The sequence below is a fragment of the Amycolatopsis nivea genome (assembly GCF_004522235.1).
GTDB classification, from domain to species: Bacteria; Actinomycetota; Actinomycetes; order Mycobacteriales; family Pseudonocardiaceae; genus Amycolatopsis; species Amycolatopsis nivea.
The window spans coordinates 298,578-316,792 of sequence record NZ_SDLT01000005.1 but is presented as its reverse complement, the minus strand read 5'-3'; the positions used below and the strand labels follow the sequence as shown (position 1 = coordinate 316,792).

The following is an 18,215-nucleotide window of genomic DNA, read 5'->3' as shown; positions in this document are numbered from 1 at the left end:
CTCCTTGGGGGAATCTGATTCCCTCAAGGAGTCCTTCACGGACCTCCACACGCACCACGGCCCGCCCCCGGAAGCGATGGGGGCGGGCCGTGGTGCGTGAAGCGGGAACTCAGTCGTCGTCTCCGCCGCCGAGGGCGGTCTTCGAGACCTGCATCAGGAATTCGATGTTGGTCTTCGTCTTGCGCAGCCGCGAGATCAGCAGGTCGATGGCCTGCTGCGAGTCCAGCGCGTGCAGCACGCGGTGCAGCTTGTGCGTGACGGCCAGCTCGTCCGGCGAGAGCAGCAGCTCTTCCTTGCGGGTGCCGGACGGGTTGACGTCCACCGCCGGGAACACGCGGCGCTCGGAGATCTTGCGGTCGAGCTTGAGCTCCGCGTTGCCGGTGCCCTTGAACTCCTCGAAGATCACCGTGTCCATCGTGGACCCGGTCTCCACCATCGCGGTCGCGAAGATGGTGAGCGAGCCGCCGTTCTCGATGTTGCGCGCGGCGCCGAGGAAACGCTTCGGCGGGTACAGCGCGGTCGAGTCGACACCACCGGACAGGATCCGGCCGGACGCGGGCGCGGCCAGGTTGTAGGCGCGGCCGAGACGGGTGATCGAGTCGAGCAGGACGACCACGTCGTGGCCCATTTCGACCAGGCGCTTGGCCCGTTCGATGGACAGCTCGGCGACCGAGGTGTGATCGGACGGCGGGCGGTCGAAGGTGGAGGCGATGACCTCGCCCTTCACCGACCGCTGCATGTCGGTGACCTCTTCCGGACGCTCGTCGACCAGCACGACCATGAGGTGGGCCTCAGGGTTGTTGGTCGTGATCGCGTTCGCGATGTCCTGCATGATCGTGGTCTTGCCGGCCTTCGGCGGGGACACGATCAGCGCACGCTGGCCCTTGCCGACCGGCATGATCAGGTCGATCACGCGGGTCGTGAGCTTGTGCGGCTCGGTCTCGAGGCGCAGCCGCTCGTTCGGGTACAGCGGGGTCAGCTTCGTGAAGTCGGGACGGCGCTTGGCCTCGTCCGGCTCCAGGCCGTTGATCGAGTCGACGCGCACCAGCGGGTTGAACTTCTGCCGCTGCTGCTCGCCCTCGCGCGGCTGGCGCACGACACCGGTGATCGCGTCGCCGCGGCGCAGGCCGAACTTGCGGACCAGCGACAGCGACACGTACACGTCGTTCGGCCCGGCCAGGTAGCCCGAGGTGCGCACGAACGCGTAGTTGTCGAGCACGTCCAGGATGCCGGCGACCGGCAGCAGGACGTCGTCCTCGCGGATCTCGGTGTCGGGAGCGCCGCCCTCGCGCTGGCCGCCCCCGCTGCCCCGGCGGCGACGGTCGCGGAAGCGGCGCCCGCGGCGGCCGCCTTCCTCGTCGTCGTCCTGCGGGCCGTTGTTCCGGTTGTCGCGGTTGTCCTGCTGGTTCCGCTGCCGGTTGTCCTGGCGGTCCTGACGGTTGTCCTGGCCGCCGCGGTTGTCCCGGTTGCCGTCGCGGTTGTTGTCGCGGTTGTCGCGGCCGTTGTCCCGGTTATCGCGGTTGTCGCGGTTGTTGTCGCGGTTGCCGCCCTGGCGGTCGCCGCGCTGGTCGCGCTGGCCGTCGCCCCGGTTCGCGCCGCCGCGGCGGCGGCGGTTGCGGCCGCCTTCCTCGGACTGGCCGTCGGACTGGCCCTCGGAACGGTCGTGGCGCTCCGGGCGCTCCTGCGCGGCGGGCTTGCCGTCCTGCGCGGTCTCCGCCTTCGGGGCCTCGGCCTTGGGAGCCTCCGCCTGGACCGGCTCCGCCTTCGGCGCCTCGGTCTTGGCAGCCGCCTCCGCCTTCGGCGCGTCGGCCTTGGCCCGGCGGGCGGGCTTCTCGGCCTTCTCCGCCTTGGCAGGCTCGCCGACGCCTTCGAGCGGCAGCGTGTCGGCCGCGGCGGTGCGCTTCTTGCTCTTGCCCTGGCGCTCGCGGATCGCGGCGATCAGGTCCCCCTTGCGCATGCCGGTGGTCTCGCCCACACCCAGTTCGCCCGCCAGCTGGCGGAGCTCGGCGATGACCATTCCGGACAGGCCCCCGGTGCGGCGCTTCGGAGCGGCCGCGGCCCCATTGGTCTCAGCGGCCGCGGCGGGGGTCTCCACGTCGCCGCTCAACAGATCGGTGTTGCTCACACATGTCCTTCCTGACCGATCCACGTTCCAGGTGGATCAGCGGACTGCCGCCGGTAGCGAGACGGCTTCTGCCTCCGATGCGGACGGCTCGCGCCCAGCCGTGCGAGACACAGCGAAGCGCCGCCAGCACAGGGTGTTTGCCCCCTCCGGACGGAGAAAGCGGAATTCGGCACCGCCGGAACCGGAAACCCGCCTGCGTCCTCCGCCTCCCGCGTGCCGGGCGGTGCGGAATCGGCGGATCGACGAAGGATGCGGACCGGAGCCGCCGCTAGGGGCGAACAGGCCCGGCATCGGGTGCGGAAACGCACGGTGATCGAACGCCCCCGAGGGTAGACCGCGCCCTGTCCGGGTGCAACAACCACCCCCCGCGTGGCGCACGCTGCCGTCCAGCCTGTGACCAGGTCGTCACCTGGCCACAACCTGCACGCCATCGCGGTCCACGGGCAATTCGGCGACGTCGAACCCCGTAACGTCCACGCCCGCCGGGAGTATTCCCGTCAGCGTGAGAGCGAGCACAGTGGGACCGGCGCCGGAAATGGTCGCGGGAACGCCTTGCGCACGCAGCGTGCGCACCAATTCCGTGCTCGCCGGGTACGCCTCGGCGCGGTAATCCTGGTGCAGGCGGTCCTCGGTGGCGGCCAGCAGCAGTTCGGGCCGTTCGGTGACGGCCAGCACCGCGAGCGCCGCCCGTCCCGCGCTGTGCGCCGCGTCGGCGTGCGGCACCTGCGCCGGCAGCAGCCCGCGCGTCGTGTTGGTGGACGACTTCTCCCCCGGCACCGCGACTACCGGCCGGATCGCCGCGTTCGGCTCCACGCGTTCGGCACGGAACCGGCCGTCCTCCGCCCACGCCACCACGAGCCCGCCGAACAGGCTCGCCGCCGCGTTGTCCGCGTGGCCCTCGAACTCGGCCGCGAGCTGGAGCGCGTCGGCGTCGAGCGGACGCTCCGCCAGCGCGTAGCCCAGCGCCACGCCGGTCACCACCGCGGCGGCCGACGACCCGAGGCCGCGCGCGTGCGGAATGCTGTTGTGGCAACGGAGATGCAGGCCGGGCGGCCGCACGTCGAGGTGTTCGCAGGCTCGCCGCAGCGCGCGGACCACCAGATGGGATTCGTCGGTCGGCACGTCCTCGACGCCGCCCGCTCCCGCGTCGAGCACCTCGATCTTCAAGCCGCCCTCGGTGACCTGCAGGTCGACCACGTCGTAGCGGGCGAGCGCGAGGCCGAGCGCGTCGAATCCCGGGCCGAGGTTCGCCGTCGACGCCGGGACCGTCGCGCGGAACGCGGGCAGCGCCGTCATCGCAGGTCCAGCGCCGCCGCGACGGCCGTCGGGTCGACCGCGAGCGGTTCCACCTCGACGTTGCCCTCCAACGCCGTCGCCGGGTCCTTCAGGCCGTGCCCGGTGACCGTGCAGACGACCTTCGAGCCCTTCGGCAGCCGTCCGTCCGCCGCGGTGGCCAGCAGGCCCGCCACGCTCGTCGCGGACGCCGGCTCCACGAAAACGCCCTCGCGACGGGCCAGCAGCCGGTACGCCTCAAGGATCTTCTCGTCGGTGATCGCGTCGAAGAGCCCGTTCGATTCGGCGCGCGCGTGCACCGCGCCGTCCCACGAAGCCGGGCTGCCGATGCGGATCGCGGTCGCGATGGTGTCCGGGTCGGAAACCGGTTCGCCGTGTACCAGCGGCGCGGCGCCGGCGGCCTGGAAACCGAACATCCGAGGCGTGTTCTTGACCACACCGTCCGCCGCGTACTCCGAATAGCCCTTCCAGTACGCGGTGATGTTGCCCGCGTTGCCGACCGGGAGGCAGTGCACGTCCGGGGCCTCGCCGAGCACGTCGCAGATCTCGAACGCGGCGGTCTTCTGCCCCGCGATGCGCACCGGGTTGACCGAGTTGACCAGCGTGACCGGGTAGTCCGCCGCGGTCTTGCGGGCGAGTTCGAGGCAGTCGTCGAAGTTGCCGTCGACCTGGAGGATCCGCGCGCCGTGCAGCACCGCCTGGGCGAGCTTGCCCATCGCGATCTTGCCCTGCGGCACCAGCACCGCACAGGTGAGCCCGGCCCGCGCGGCGTACGCGGCGGCCGACGCGGAGGTGTTGCCGGTGGACGCGCAGATCACCGCCTTCAGGCCGCTCGCCAGCGCGTGCGTGATCGCCACGGTCATCCCGCGGTCCTTGAACGAACCGGTCGGGTTCGCGCCCTCGACCTTCAGGTACACCTCGGAGCCGGTCAGCTCCGACAGGTGCGCGGCGGGCAGCAGCGGCGTGTTTCCTTCGCCGAGCGTGACCACGCGCGCTCCGTCGGGGACCGGAATCCGGTCGCGATACGCCTCAATGATTCCCGGCCAACCACTCACTGGTCTTCGCCTTCCACCCGCATCACGCTGACAACCTCGTGCACCACATCGAGTTTCGCGATTTCGTCCACAGTGGACTGCAAAGCCGCGTCGGGTGCGAGATGAGTGACCACGACGAGGCTCGCCGTGTCGTTCGCGTCGCGCTGGCGCACCGCGGCGATGCTCACGCCGTGCGCGGCGAACGCTTGCGCCACCTGGGCGAGCACGCCCGCGCGGTCCGCGACGTCGAGGCTCACGTGGTAGCGCGTCGGCGTCTGGCCCATCGGCCGCACCGGCAGCGCGGCGTGCGCCGATTCGCGCGGGCCCCGGCCGCCGTGCACCTGGTTGCGCGCCACCGCGACGAGGTCGCCGAGCACCGCGCTGGCGGTCGGCGCGCCGCCGGCGCCCTGGCCGTAGAACATCAGCTCGCCGGCCGCGTCCGCCTCGACGTAGACCGCGTTGAACGCGCCGCCGACGCCGGCCAGCTGGTGGCTGCGCGGAATCATCACCGGATGCACGCGGGCGGACACCGATTCCGTGCCGTCGTCCGCGGTCACGCGTTCGCAGATCGCCAGCAGCTTCACCGTGCGGCCGAGCGTGCGCGCGGCGGCCAGATCGGAGGCCGTGACGTCCGCGATGCCTTCGCGGTGCACGTCTTTCGCGGTGACCCGCGAGTGGAACGCCAGCGAGGCGAGGATCGCGGCCTTCGACGCGGCGTCGTAGCCGTCGACGTCCGCCGTCGGGTCCGCTTCCGCGTAGCCGAGCCGGCTCGCTTCGTCGAGCGTCTCGGCGTAGCCCGCGCCGGTGGCGTCCATCGCGGAGAGGATGTAGTTGGTGGTGCCGTTGACGATCCCCATCACGCGGGTGATCCGGTCGCCTGCCAGCGATTCGCGCAGCGGGCGCAGCAGCGGGATGGCACCGGCGACGGCGGCCTCGAAGTAGAGGTCCGCGCCGCTGGCGTCGGCCGCCTCGAACAGCTCGGCCGAACACTCGGCGAGCAGCGCCTTGTTGGCGGTGACCACGGATTTGCCCGCGTTCAGCGCGGTGAGCAGCCAGCTGCGCACCGGGTCGATCCCGCCGACCAGCTCGACCACGACGTCGACGTCGTCGCGGGCCACGAGCGCCGCGGCGTCGTCAGTCAGCAGTTCGGCGGGCAGTTCCGGGTGCTTGTCCGGACGCCGCACCGCGATGCCGACCAGTTCCACCGGCGCGCCCGCGCGGGCCGCCAGCTCGCCGGCCTGTTCGGTGAGCAGTCGCGCGACCTCGCTGCCGACCGTGCCGCAGCCGAGCATCGCTACCCGGATGGGTGACCGCTCCGTGGGAGACAGGCCTTTCGGAGACACAGTGGACACTTCTCAAACCTCCAGGCGCAGCATGTCGTCCGTCGTCTCCCTGCGCAGCAGCAGCCGGGCGGCGCCGTTGCGCACGGCGACCACCGCGGGCCGCGGCAGCCGGTTGTAACCACTGGCCATCGCGTAGCAGTAGGCGCCGGTCGCCGCGACGGCCAGCAGGTCGCCGGGAGCCAGCGTGTCTGGCAGCCAGCAGTCTCGGACGACGATGTCGCCGGACTCACAGTGTTTTCCCACCACGCGAGACAACGCCGGGGTCACCGGCTCGTTTCCGTCGGAGGCGGAGCGCGAAACCACCCGGCAGTCGTACACCGCGTCGTAGAGCGCCGTGCGGATGTTGTCGCTCATCCCGCCGTCGACGCTGACGTACCGGCGGGCGGTCTCGTCGCCGAGCGCGACGTCCTTGATCGTGCCCACCTCGTACAGGGTGAACGTGCCCGGACCGGCGATCGCGCGGCCGGGTTCGCCCGCGATGCGCGGCACCGGAAGCTCCGCGTACGCGCATTCCTTGCGGACGATCTCGCGGATCTGCGTGATCATCTGCGAAGGCGGCGGCGGGTTGTCCTTTTCGGTGTAGGCGATGCCGAAACCGCCGCCGAGGTCGACGACGTTCATCTGCTCCAGCAGGTCCCGGCCGTGTTCCTTGGCCAGGTCCGCGAGCAGCCCGACGACGCGGCGCGCGGCGACCTCGAAACCGTCGGCGTCGAAAATCTGCGAACCGATGTGGCTGTGCAGGCCGACCAGCTTGAGCGACGGCGCGTTCAGCACCCGGCGCACCGCCTCGGCGGCATCGCCGGAAGCCAGCGAGAACCCGAACTTCTGGTCCTCGTGCGCGGTCGCGATGAATTCGTGCGTGTGCGCCTCGACGCCGACCGTCACCCGGACGAGCACCTTCTGCTCGATCCCGTGCGCGGCGGCGATTTCGGCGAGCCGGGCGATCTCGTAGTACGAGTCGACCACGACGGTGCCGACGCCTGCCTCGACCGCCGCGTCCAGTTCGGCGACCGATTTGTTGTTGCCGTGGAACGTGATCCGCTCCACCGGGAAGTTCGCGCGCTGCGCGACGGCCAGTTCGCCGCCGCTGCAGACGTCGAGGCTCAGTCCCTGTTCGGCCACCCACCGGGCGACCTCGACGGACAGGAACGCCTTCGACGCGTAGTGCACGAGCGCCGGGTCGTCGAACGCCTCGGCGTAGTCGGCGCAGCGGGACTTGAAGTCCGCCTCGTCGACCACGAACAGCGGCGTGCCGTAGGTCTGCGCGAGGTCGCGCACGTCGACGCCGGCGATCCGGACGACGCCGTCCGCGGCGCGGTAAACGTTGCGCGGCCACACTTTCGCGGGCAGCTGGTCGAGTTCGCCCGCACTCGCGGGCGGGAACCCGGAGGCGTCGGCATGGGGGTAGACGTCGGCGTGGCGGGGGCCCGCGGGGTGCGCCATGGTTTACATCCGTTCCGGAGCGGAGACACCGAGCAGCGACAAGCCGTTCGCCAGGACCTGGCGCGCGGCTTCGCACAGAGCGAGCCGGGCGTACGTGAGGGGAGTGGCCTCCTCGTCGCCCTGCGGGAGGACCCGGCCCACGGTGTAGAACTTGTGGTACGCGCCGGCCAGTTCCTCGAGGTAGCGGGCCACGCGATGCGGTTCGCGCATCTCCGCCGCCCGGCGCACCACGGCGGGGAATTCGCCGATGGTGCGGATCAGGTCGCCTTCAGCAGGCAGGGTGAGCAGTCCGAAATCGACGTCCTCGCCGGACTCGCCGACCTTCAGGCCGAGGTCCGCCGCGCCGCGCCGCAGCGACGACAGCCGGGCGTGCGCGTACTGCACGTAGTAGACCGGGTTGTCGTTGGAATGCTTGCGCAGCAAGTCCAAATCGATGTCCAAGGAGGAATCGACGGAGTAGCGGATCAGCTCGTAGCGGGCCGGGTCGACGCCGACCGCCTCCACGAGGTCCTCGAGCGTGATCACGGTGCCCGCGCGCTTGGACATCCGCACCGGCTTGCCGTCGCTGACCAGGTTCACCATCTGGCCGATCAGCACCTCGACCGTCGCCGGGTCGTCGCCGAACGCCGCCGCGGCGGCCTTGAGCCGGGCGATGTAGCCGTGGTGGTCCGCGCCGAGCATGTAGATGCACAGGTCGGCGCCGCGGTTGCGCTTGTCCTTGAAGTAGGCCAGGTCGCCCGCGATGTAGGCCGGGTTGCCGTCCTTCTTGAGGACGACCCGGTCCTTGTCGTCGCCGTACTCGCTGGAGCGGAGCCACCAGGCGCCGTCGGCGAGGTAGAGGTTGCCGGAGTCCTTGAGCTCCTGCACGGCCGCGCCGACCGCGCCGGACTCGTGCAGCGAGTTCTCGTGGAAGTAGACGTCGAAATCGGTGCCGAACTCGTGCAGGCTCTGCTTGATCTGGCTGAACATCAGGTCGATGCCGATGCGCCGGAACGTCTCGTTCCGCTCGTCCTCGGGCAGGCTCAGCGCGCTCGGCTCGGCCTTGAGCACCTCGGCCGCGATGTCGCTGATGTAGCCGCCCGCGTAGCCGTCCTCCGGCGCGGGCTCGCCCTTCGCGGCGGCGATCAGCGAACGCACGAAACGGTCGATCTGCGCGCCGGCGTCGTTGAAGTAGTACTCGCGGATCACGTCCGCGCCCTGCGCGTCCAGCACCCGGCCCAGCGCGTCGCCGACCGCGGCCCAGCGCGTCCCGCCGAGGTGAATCGGGCCGGTCGGGTTCGCGGAGACGAATTCCAGGTTGATCCGGCGCCCGGCCAGCGCGTCGCCGCGGCCGTACCCCGCGCCCGCGGCCAGCACCTGGCGCACGACCTCGCCCTGCGCGTCCGCGGCGAGCCGGAAGTTCAGGAAGCCCGGTCCGGCGACCTCGGCCGCGGCCACGCCGTCCGCCCCCGCGACGACCTCCGCGAGCGCGTCGGCGAACTCGCGCGGCTTCAGTCCCGCCTTCTTGGCCACCTGCAGCGCGAGGTTGGTCGCGTAGTCTCCGTGGTCCGGGTTGCGCGGGCGTTCGATGGTCACGGTCTCCGGCAGCACGGCGGCGTCGACGCCGCGTGCGGCGAGGACCTGCTCGGCGGAGCTGCGGACCAGATCGGCGAGAGCGGCGGGAGTCACTCGCCGAATTCTAGGTGCGCTCGCGCCGCGCGCCTCCGGCGGTACAGGCTGGCGAGACGGCGGGCACACCGGAGGCGGATGTTCCGCTCGCCGGGGCGCCTCGCGGGCGTTCACGGTGATCGAACGCCCGGTCTCTACACTGGGCTACCGGCAGGGTTCCGTCCGGCTCCCTCCCCCGCTCTCACGAGGAGATCTCGGCAATCATGGCCAACGGGACCACCAAGAAGAAGGGCTCCGGCGCGTCCGCGGTGAAGGCGGCGAAGAACCGCTCGGTCGTCGCGGGCAAGCGCACGCCCTGGGGCACCATCATCGGCGTCGTCGTGGTGGTCGCCCTGCTGGCCGGCGTCATCGTCTACTACCTGCAGGCCTCCGCGCCCAAGCGCGACCAGGCCGCCCGGGACGAGGCGGCCGCCTCCTTCGCGCCGACCGCGAGCAATCCGGACCCGTCGAAGAAGATCCCCGGCGTCGTCATCAAGCAATACACCGGATCGGTGCACATCCTGCCCACCGAACGGGTGGCCTACGACCAGAGCCCGCCGTTCGGCGGCCCGCACGACGGCTACTGGGCCACCTGCACCGGCGTCGTGTACCCGGAAGCGGTGCGCAACGAGAACATGGTGCACTCGCTCGAGCACGGCACGGTGTGGATCGCCTACAACCCGGACAAGGTGAAGGGCGACCAGATCCCGCTGCTCGAGGCGCGGGTCAAGGGCAAGCCGTACATGATGATGTCGCCGTACCCGGGCCTGGACAAGCCGATCTCGCTGCAGTCGTGGGGCCACCAGCTGAAGCTGGACAGCGCCGACGACCCGCGCATCGACCAGTTCATCGCCGCGCTGCGGACCAACCCGAACGGCGTGTACCCGGAGATCGGTGCCTCGTGCGACGCGCTCGGCAAGGGCATGTTCGACCCGAGCAACCCGCCGAAGTTCGACCCGAGCAAGCCGGGCAAGGACGCGAAGCCGATGGACTACAAGGGCAGCACCGGGGCCCAGACCGAGCAGCAGCCGGGCATGCCGGGGACGCCGCCGGCCGGGCAGTGACCGTGGGCTCCGAAAACCACGCTGACCAGGCCGAGACGGGCGGCATCGAAACCTCCCGTTCCGCCTCCCCCTCCGCCGAGTTCGCTGAGGAGTCCGCTCCGGCGGAACGGACGGGCTGGTCGCGGTGGGTGGTCATCGGCGGGACGCTGATCGCGGTGCTGCTGGTCGGGGCCGCGATCGGGGTCTTCGCGACGCGGCTCACCGACGGCAGCGACGCGGTGCCCGCGACGCCGGGCGCGGGTTCGGTCGAGGTCGGGTTCGCCCAGGACATGTCCGTGCACCACCTGCAGGCGGTCACCATGGCCGGCTGGGCGCGGGACCACTCGACCGACCCGGAGATCCGCCAGCTCGCGTTCGACATCGAGCGCACGCAGACCGAGCAGGTCGGGCGCATGAAGGGCTGGCTCATGCTGTGGGACCAGCCCGAACAGGCGACCGGCGCGTACATGACGTGGATGACCGAGCCGATGGGCCACGCGGGCATGCAGATGCCGACCAGCAGCCCGGCCGGCGGCGCGCCGATGCCGGGCATGGCCACCGACGCGGACCTCGCGAAACTGCGCTCGCTGTCCGGCCGCGCGCTGGACGTCGAGTTCCTGCAGCTGATGCTGCGGCATCACCAGGGCGGCGTCGCGATGGCCGAGTACGCGCAGGACCACACGTCCAACGACGCGGTGAAGGCGTTGTGCCGCAGCATGCTGGTGTCGCAGGGCGCGGAAATGGACCAGATGAAGCTCATGCTGAAGGGGCGGGGCGCGCAGCCGCTGCCCTTCTCCTGACCTCCGCTTGTGAGCGCCTGTCGCGGTTCTGACCGGGGCGGGCGCTCACGAGTTTTTGTAGGTGGGCCGCGCCAGTTCCTTGATGTCGCCCAGCGTTCCCCATTCGTCGCGCCCCAGCCGGGACAGCGGCCGCAGCCGGTCGATCAGCGGGTGGTCGCCGTCGAGGACGTCCTCGTTGACCGCGAGGTGCACGACCCGGCCGAACACCACCGTCGAGCGGCCGAAACCGACCGTGCTGTGCAGTTCGCATTCGAACGCCACCGGTGATTCCGCGACCCGCGGCGGGCGGACCTTGAGGCTCGGCTCGCGGGTCAGCCCGGCCTCGTCGAATTCGCTCAGCTCCGGCGGGAAATCCGCGCCGGTGGCGTTGATCTGCTCGAACAGCGGCTCGGGCGCGAGGTTGACCACGAACTGGCGGGTCGCCTCGACGTTGCGCAGGGTGTCTTTCCGGCCGACCGAGGTGAACTGCAGGACCGCGGGCGCGGCCGAGGCGACGGTGAAGAACGAATGCGGCGCGAGGTTGTCCACTCCGTCGCGGGAAACGCTCGAGACCCAGGCGATGGGCCGCGGCACGACGGTCGCGGTCATCAGGTGGTAGAACGCGTTCGGGGCCAGCTGTGCGGGGTCGAAGTCCTTGCGCATAGCCCCCGGTCTACCAGGACAGCTCCGTGCACCGGCGGGCGCATTGCGGTCCCTCGACTTGCAGCGTCGCGTGTTTGATCTCGTAGCGGACCGAGAGCAGGTCCTGCGCCTTGGTGAGCACAGTGGACTGTTCGGCGTCGGCCTTCACCGTCAGGTGCGCCGACGCGACCTCCATGCCCGAGGTCAGCGTCCACACGTGCAGGTCGTGCACGTCCGCGACACCCGGCAGCGCGGCGAGTTCGGTGCTGATCTCGCCGACGTCCACGCCGGCCGGCGCGTGCTGGAACAGGATCCGCAGCGCGCGGCGGGCGAGCGTCCAGGTGCGCGGCAGCACGAACAGGCCGATCGCGACACCGATGATCGGGTCGGCGTAGCGCCAGCCGGTGGTGAGCGTGATCGCGCCGCTGAGCAGCACGCCGACCGAGCCGATGAGGTCAGCCAGCACCTCGAGGTACGCGCCGCGGACGTTCAGGCTCTCCTTCGCGCCCGAGCGCAGCACCAGGAACGACACGATGTTGGCGACCAGACCCGCTGCCGCGGCGAGCAGCACCGGCAGGCCAGGCACCTCCGGAGGGTCGGTGATCCGGCCGATCGCCTCCACTGCCACATACCCGGCGACACCGAACAACAGGACCGCATTCGCCAGGGCGGCAAGGACTTCCGCCCGGTACATGCCGAACGTGCGGCTGGGCGTCGGCCCGCTGCGCCGGGCGAGCACGATCGCGGCGAGCGCCATTCCGACGCCGAGAACGTCGGTGAACATGTGCGCGGCGTCGGAGATCAGCGCGAGGGAACCGGTGGCGAAGCCGACCGCGAACTCCAGCACCATGAACCCGGCACCGACCGCGAGAGCGATCAGCAGCGCGCGGACGTAGCGGCCGGACGCGCTCGCCGGAGCGGCGGTGTGCCCGTGGCCGTGCCCGTGTCCCATCGCTCGCCTCCCAAGTTTCGGTGTCGAGAGGAATATATAGTGACATGCGCATATGTGCAATACAGGGTAGCCTAACTTCACTCTAACGCCTGGTGACGCGTTTCCCCCAGCCCTGTTCCGCGAGGTGGGAAAGATCAGCGCACGAGCCGGAAGAACCCGCGGATCTGCTCGACGAGCGACGCCGGTTGTTCCATGGCGGCGAAGTGCCCGCCGCGCGGCAGCCGCTCGAACCAGCGCAAATCGGTGTACTTGAGCGCCGCCTGCCGCCGCGACGGGCGGATGATGTCGCGCGGGTAGACGGAGATGCCGGACGGCGCCGTGACGAGATCGCCGAAGCTGCGGTAGCTCTCCCAGTACAGCCGCGCGGACGACGTCGCCGACGCGGTGAACCAGTACGCCGAGATCGCGTCGAGCAACTGCTGCCGGGTGACCGCGTCCTCTGGATGGCCGTTGTTGTCGGTCCAGGCCCAGAACTTCTCGGCGATCCAGGCCGCCTGCCCGGCCGGCGAGTCGGTCAGTCCGTAGCCCAGCGTCTGCGGCCGCGTGCCCTGCTGCCCCGAATATCCCTGGCCGGTGCGCCGGAACTCCGCCGCCGCCTGCGCCCCTTCACGCTCCTCGTCGGTCTCGTCCTTGAACTCGCCCCGGGGAGCTGCCGCCATGTTGACGTGCACCCCCGCGACCCGCTCCCGCGCCACTTCGCCGAGCGCCCCCGAGACCGCCGAACCCCAGTCGCCGCCCTGCGCGCCATAACGGTCGTAGCCGAGCGAGACCATCAACTGATCCCAAGCGGTCGCGATTTTCCGCACGCCCCAACCGGTTTCGCTCGGCTTGTCGCTCCAGCCGTACCCCGGCAACGACGGCGCGACGACATGAAACGCGTCCGCCGGATCGCCACCGTGGCCCCGCGGGTTGGTCAGCGGGCCGAGGATGTCGAGGAATTCGAGGACCGACCCCGGCCAGCCGTGCGTGATCACCAGCGGAAACGCGTCCGGCTCCGGCGAGCGGAGGTGCACGAAGTGAATCCCGAGACCGTCGATCTCCTGACGGAACTGCGGGAAGACGTTGAGCCGGTCGGCGAACCCGAAGTCGTAATTCTCGGCCCAGCTGCGGCAGAGCTCCTTGGCATAGCCGAGCGGCACTCCCTGCGCCCAGTCGCCGACGGTCTCCGCCTCCGGCCACCTCGTGCGCCGCAACCGCGCCCGCACGTCCTCGATGTCCTGCTCAGCCACCCTGACCTGGAACGGCTCGGCGCCCACCGCCGCCTCCCTCCGCGTCGATGATCCGACGCTACCGCGTTAAGCCCCCTCCTGTGCACAGCCGGAAAGGGGCATGCGCTAGGCTCTGTCCAGTCGCGCAAGCGAGCCCTCGTAGCTCAGGGGATAGAGCACTGCCCTCCGGAGGCAGGTGTCGCAGGTTCGAATCCTGCCGAGGGCACATCTTCTTCACTTCTTTTTCCGGTTTCTGACGCCAGGCCTCCCTCGGCCGATGTCAGGTGGCACCTGAACCGCAGGGACTCCCCTCACCACAGTGCACGGCCGCTATTTCGCTAGCTCGGCCGTCCGGACTTCCCGCTTTCGGCGACCCGCAGCAGCGCCTTCCCGATCACCGCGGCTTCCTCATCGCTGAGGTGCGCCGAGAAATGCCGCTCGATGCTCTGCAGGTAGACCGGCGCGGTCTTGCGCAGCGCGCGGACGCCTTCGTCGGTGATCACCGCCCAGCTGACCCGGCGGTCGTCCGGCTCCGGGCGCTTCGTCACCAGCTCGGCACGGACCATCTCGTCGACCAGCCTGCTCACCCGCGTCCGGCTGAGCACCACGCGTTCGGCGACCTCCGCCATCCGCAGCCCCTTCTTTCCCGCCGCGTTCAGTTCCAGCAGGACGTCGTACCAGGCCAGGGGCACGGTCCCGCCCCGTTGCACGTCGGTTTCGATGGCTCGCACCGCGGCGCTGTGCGCGAGCAGCATCGCCCGCCACGCGTCCAGGCCGATCTTCGGGTCGCTCACGCCTCCCAGTGTAGGTCATTGCGTGCGGGCGCACTTAATGAGTAAGGTGCGTGCGTACGCACTTAAATCCTGAGGAGGCACCGATGGTCGAACCCATCACGCGCGACGAGGTCAAGAAGCACATTGACGCGGGATCGGCGATCGTCGTCGAGGCGCTGCCCGCCGACTACTACGCGAAGGCGCATCTGCCCGGCGCGCTCAACCTGCCGGTCGACGACGTCGAGAAACTCGCGCCAACCTTGTTGCCGCACAAGGACTCCGCGGTGATCGTCTACTGCGCCGACTCCCCTTGCCAGAACTCGGCCACCGTCGCGAAGCACTTGGCGGAACTCGGATACACCCAGGTCTTCGACTACGACGAGGGCAAAGCCGACTGGATCGCGGCCGGACTGCCGACCGAATCCGGCCGTTGAGAGCAAAGGAGGGAAACGCCATGACAGACGCAACCCGCGTGGTCGCCGGAACGGCACTTCCCGCCGCCGGGACCTGGAAGGTCGACCCAGGGCACGCCGAGGTCGGCTTCGTGGGCAGACATTTCCTGCTCACCAAGGTCCGCGGCCGGTTCACCGGGGTCGACGCCACGGTCGAAATCGGCGAGAAGATCGAGGACACCACGGTGCGCGCGGTCATCGAAATGGCCACTGTGGACAGTGGAGATCAGACCCGGGACGACCATCTCCGTTCCGGCGATTTCTTTGACGTGGAACAGTATCCGCGGGCCACGTTCGCATCGACCTCGGTCACCGTGACCGGCGCCGAGGCGACCATGGTCGGGGACCTGACCATCAAGGGCGTCTCGCGTCCGGTCACCCTCGCCGTCGAGTATCTCGGCCACGCGCGCGATCCGTGGGGGAACGATCGCGCGGTGTTCTCCGCTCGCGGCAAAATCAACCGCGAGGATTGGGGGCTGGTCTGGAACATGGTGCTGGAATCGGGAGGCCTGCTGGTCTCGAAGGAAATCGAACTCGTCCTTGAGATCGAGGCGATTCGCGCTTCCTGAGTGGACAGTGGACCGGCCGGGTTGGCCGCCGCGCCAACCCGGCCGCTCAGTTCGCCTCAGTGAGGACCGCGGCGCGAGCAAACTGCTCCCGCGCCGCCTCGTCCTCGCCCCTCGCCTGGTGACAAGCCCCCAGCCGGTTTCGGACCTCGATCTCTGCCCACGGGGACATCTGGTCGGTCAACGCGCTCAGTGCCCGCAGATGATACGAGAGTGCGAGATCCAGGCTCCCCCATTCCTGTTCCGCAGAACCGAGCCGCGAAAGCGAACTCACCAGCAACAACCGGTCGTCGAGCCGCTCAGCCAATTCGACTGCCTCGCGCAAGGGTTCCGCCGCGTCCGGGCGGCCCATATGCAGGCGGACGCTGCCGATGTGGCTGGACGCCCGGCCCAGCATCGCCGGATTTCCCGTTGCGACCGCGACTTCTCGCGATTCGGCGAAACGGACGAGCGAGCGTTCGTATTCGCCGTGCTTGAAATGCACGTACCCTAGGCCCGAGACCGCTCGTTCGACTAACCAGCTGTCCGCCACTTCTTCGGCCAGCCTCCGGGCGTCGGTCAGCACTTGTTCCGCTTCGTCCAGCGGTCCGGCGAACATCGTGACCATTCCCAGTCCGCACAAGCCCCGTGCGGTTTCTCGCCGGTCGCCGTTTTCCCGGCTGATCCGCAGGCCTTCCTCGCACCATTGCCTCGCCTGGACGGGATCGCCCAGCCCGAGGTATGCCCAGCCGAGTCCGAATCGCAGTGCTGTCCTCATCCGCTGGTCCGCCACGTTGTCTACTTCGGACAGAGCAACTTCCAGCAGGGCAACACATTCCCGGTACCGGATGCGGCGCACGAGGTAGTCGACGGCTCCCTCGGCAATCCAGCACGCGTAGTCCGGATGGCCCGCGGCGACTGCGGACGAGACGACTTCCACCAGGTCGCCTGCCTGGTCCAGCCACGCCGACGCGTCGACGAGTCCTGCGAAAGGCGGGTCGGTGGGTGCCGGGCCGCTGGGGAAACCAGGTTCGCCCCATTCGCTCGCGGCGCGGCAGGCGTGCAGGTAGACACCTAGTCCGCTCGCGACGTCGGGTTCGTCCGCGGCGAGGCGGCGCGCGTAGACGGCGACCAGGTCGTGCATCCGGTACCGGCCCGCGGCGGGCGCTTGCACCAGGTTCGCGTCGACCAAGTCTTCGAGCACGCTTTCCGCCTCGCGCCGGGGACAGCCGAGCATCGCGGCGAGGACGAGTTCGTCGAATTCAGGTGCGGGCGCGCGGCCCAGAGTGCGGAAGGCACGTTGAGTTTTAGGCGGAAGCTGGTCATAGGAAAGCCGGAACGCGGCCTCGACGCTGCGTTCTTCAGCGGTCAGTTCGCCGAGCCGGTCAGTGTCGTCGGCGAGCCGGTCCGCCAGGTCGCGGAAGGTCCACATCGGACGGTTTTGCAGCCGGGCGCCCGCGATGCGCAGGGCGAGCGGAAGACGTCCGCACAGGCTGGCCAGTTCGTGCACGGCCGCGCGTTCCTGGCTCGCCCGCGCCGGGCCGACGATCCGGCCCAGCAAGCCCGCGGCGGCGTCGGAAGTCAACGGGCCCAGGGAAATCCGGCGTTCAACGTCCAAACCGAGCAGTCGGCGACGGCTGGTGATCAGCACCCGGTTTCCGGTTCCGCCAGGAAGCAGCGGGCGGACCTGCTCGGCGCTGATCGCGTCGTCCAGCACCAGAACCAGGCGCAGCGGAGCGGTGGCGGCGCGCCAGTTCGCGGACAATTCGTCCAGGTCATCCGGAATGTTCTGCTCGTTGACGCCCGCCGAGCGCAGCAATCGGCGCACCACCCGTACCGGAGTGAGCGGAGCGCGGCTGGTGCTGTGCCCGTGCAGTGCGACGAACAGGCAGCCGTCGGGATGTTCCTCGCGCAGCACCTGGGCCGCGCGCACCGCGAGCGCCGTTTTCCCAGACCCGGGTACTCCGTCCACTGCGGACACTGCGCTTCCGGGCGCGACGAGCCGGGCGAGTTCGTCGTCGCGGCCGGACAGTTCGCCGACGTCGTGCGGAAGCTCGTCCCGGATCCTGGGCGCCGTGGCTGGCCGCGCCGCGACGCCGAGCGCTCCGTCATCGCCGCGCAGCACCGCCTCGTGCACGCGACGCAGGTCTTCGCTGGGTTCCAGCCCCAGCTCATCGCGCATCCGGACACGGAACTCGCGCCAGGTGTCGAGCGCGTCGCTCTGCCGGCCGGCCCCGTAAAGGGCCCGCATGAGCAGGCCGGTCAGCGGTTCGCGGTCCGGATGCTCGGCGAGCAGCGCCGACACCTCGCCGATCGCCGACGCGTAATCGCCCAGCCGGATCAACGCGTCCGTCCGGCCCTCGACCAGCCCGACGCGGCGTTCGACGAACCGCCTTCGCTCCCGTTCGGCGAAAGGGCCGGGCAGTCCGGCCAGCGGAACGCCCTCGTAGAACGCCAGCGCCTGCCCGTACCCGTCGGCGGCCGCGGCGAGCGAGCCAGCTGCGGCGGCTTTCTTGGCTTGGGCGGCGATCTCGTCGACCCGCACCGCGTCCACCCCGACGCCGGCCCCGGCGAACCGGTACCCGCCTGGATCGGTCCGGAGCACGGATTTCGCGTCCGCGCCGGCCGCGGCCAGGGATTTCCGCAGCTGGTAGATGTAGCCGGGCACGCCGTCGCTCTCCGGCGGATGCTCGCCCCACACCCGGTCGACCAGCTCGGCCCGGCTGACCGTGACGTCCGGCCGCAGCAGCAGCGCGACCAGCATCGTCGTCCGCAGCACCGGCCCGAGTTCCAGCGGCTGCCCGCCGTACCAGCCGCGGACCGGCCCGAGCACCGCGAACTCCAGCCGGGACCCGGGCTCCGCCCCTCCCCGGCCGGTTCGCACGGCGCCCGACGACATACCGGGAGTTTAAAGCAGCTCTCCGGTGTCCCCCAGG

The 18,215-nt window shown here is 70.2% G+C and carries 15 protein-coding genes and 1 tRNA gene; 5 read left to right on the top strand and 11 right to left on the bottom strand.

What is annotated here, in order from left to right; translation table 11 throughout:
- Window positions 1-109 precede the first annotated feature (109 nt).
- The 6 genes from rho to argS all read right to left on the bottom strand — a co-directional run bounded on the left by rho (window position 110) and on the right by argS (window position 8,906).
- Complete coding sequence (gene rho, locus EIZ44_RS08840; protein ID WP_134728211.1) at window positions 110-2,125, bottom strand: transcription termination factor Rho; 2,016 nt, start codon at window positions 2,123-2,125, stop codon at window positions 110-112.
- A 405-nt stretch (window positions 2,126-2,530) separates the two neighbouring features.
- Entirely contained in the window at window positions 2,531-3,421 is an 891-nt protein-coding gene (gene thrB, locus EIZ44_RS08835) for a homoserine kinase (RefSeq protein ID WP_167754044.1), read from the bottom strand.
- Window positions 3,418-4,473, bottom strand: a complete 1,056-nt coding sequence (gene thrC / locus EIZ44_RS08830; RefSeq protein WP_134728210.1) for a threonine synthase — start codon at window positions 4,471-4,473, stop codon at window positions 3,418-3,420. The genes thrB and thrC overlap by 4 nt, the downstream gene beginning before the upstream one ends.
- The gene (locus tag EIZ44_RS08825) at window positions 4,470-5,744 is read right to left on the bottom strand and encodes a homoserine dehydrogenase (protein ID WP_051172119.1); all 1,275 of its coding nucleotides are present in this window, start codon (window positions 5,742-5,744) and stop codon (window positions 4,470-4,472) included. Before EIZ44_RS08825 ends, thrC begins: the two co-directional genes overlap by 4 nt.
- A 63-nt stretch (window positions 5,745-5,807) precedes the next feature.
- Window positions 5,808-7,238: a diaminopimelate decarboxylase gene (gene lysA / locus EIZ44_RS08820; RefSeq protein WP_134667318.1), complete on the bottom strand. Its 1,431-nt coding sequence runs from the start codon at window positions 7,236-7,238 to the stop codon at window positions 5,808-5,810.
- Between the two features lie 3 nt (window positions 7,239-7,241).
- Entirely contained in the window at window positions 7,242-8,906 is a 1,665-nt protein-coding gene (gene argS / locus EIZ44_RS08815) for an arginine--tRNA ligase (RefSeq protein ID WP_134728208.1), read from the bottom strand.
- Window positions 8,907-9,109: 203 nt separating this feature from the next.
- Here argS and EIZ44_RS08810 point away from each other — a divergent pair, with 203 nt between their 5' ends.
- Window positions 9,110-9,949, top strand: a complete 840-nt coding sequence (locus EIZ44_RS08810; protein WP_037817394.1) for a thioredoxin-like domain-containing protein — start codon at window positions 9,110-9,112, stop codon at window positions 9,947-9,949.
- Between the two features lie 128 nt (window positions 9,950-10,077).
- Entirely contained in the window at window positions 10,078-10,728 is a 651-nt protein-coding gene (locus tag EIZ44_RS08805) for a DUF305 domain-containing protein (RefSeq protein ID WP_238608256.1), read from the top strand.
- Window positions 10,729-10,773: 45 nt separating this feature from the next.
- Here the strand turns inward: EIZ44_RS08805 and EIZ44_RS08800 are convergent, their stop codons facing one another.
- The 3 genes from EIZ44_RS08800 to EIZ44_RS08790 form a co-directional block, all read right to left on the bottom strand.
- Window positions 10,774-11,370: a flavin reductase family protein gene (locus EIZ44_RS08800; RefSeq protein WP_134728207.1), complete on the bottom strand. Its 597-nt coding sequence runs from the start codon at window positions 11,368-11,370 to the stop codon at window positions 10,774-10,776.
- 10 nt (window positions 11,371-11,380) lie between these two features.
- On the bottom strand, window positions 11,381-12,301 hold the full coding sequence (locus tag EIZ44_RS08795; RefSeq protein WP_037817392.1) for a cation diffusion facilitator family transporter: 921 nt from the start codon (window positions 12,299-12,301) through the stop codon (window positions 11,381-11,383).
- Between the two features lie 134 nt (window positions 12,302-12,435).
- A complete protein-coding gene (locus EIZ44_RS08790) occupies window positions 12,436-13,557 on the bottom strand; it encodes an epoxide hydrolase family protein (protein ID WP_134728206.1) in 1,122 nt (373 codons plus the stop codon).
- Between the two features lie 105 nt (window positions 13,558-13,662).
- Here EIZ44_RS08790 and EIZ44_RS08785 point away from each other — a divergent pair.
- Window positions 13,663-13,735 (top strand) — tRNA-Arg (locus EIZ44_RS08785).
- Between the two features lie 112 nt (window positions 13,736-13,847).
- On the opposite strand, the gene EIZ44_RS08780 is transcribed toward EIZ44_RS08785, so the two are convergent.
- On the bottom strand, window positions 13,848-14,303 hold the full coding sequence (locus EIZ44_RS08780) for a MarR family winged helix-turn-helix transcriptional regulator (protein ID WP_240691249.1): 456 nt from the start codon (window positions 14,301-14,303) through the stop codon (window positions 13,848-13,850).
- 83 nt (window positions 14,304-14,386) lie between these two features.
- Here EIZ44_RS08780 and EIZ44_RS08775 point away from each other — a divergent pair, with 83 nt between their 5' ends.
- Window positions 14,387-14,716 (top strand): rhodanese-like domain-containing protein, encoded by a 330-nt coding sequence (locus EIZ44_RS08775; RefSeq protein ID WP_134728205.1) that lies wholly within the window; start codon window positions 14,387-14,389, stop codon window positions 14,714-14,716.
- A 20-nt stretch (window positions 14,717-14,736) separates the two neighbouring features.
- On the top strand, window positions 14,737-15,303 hold the full coding sequence (locus EIZ44_RS08770) for a YceI family protein (protein WP_134728204.1): 567 nt from the start codon (window positions 14,737-14,739) through the stop codon (window positions 15,301-15,303).
- A 46-nt stretch (window positions 15,304-15,349) separates the two neighbouring features.
- Here the strand turns inward: EIZ44_RS08770 and EIZ44_RS08765 are convergent, their stop codons facing one another.
- Window positions 15,350-18,178, bottom strand: coding sequence for an AfsR/SARP family transcriptional regulator (locus tag EIZ44_RS08765; protein WP_134728203.1), 2,829 nt, complete (start codon window positions 18,176-18,178; stop codon window positions 15,350-15,352).
- Window positions 18,179-18,215: the final 37 nt, after the last annotated feature.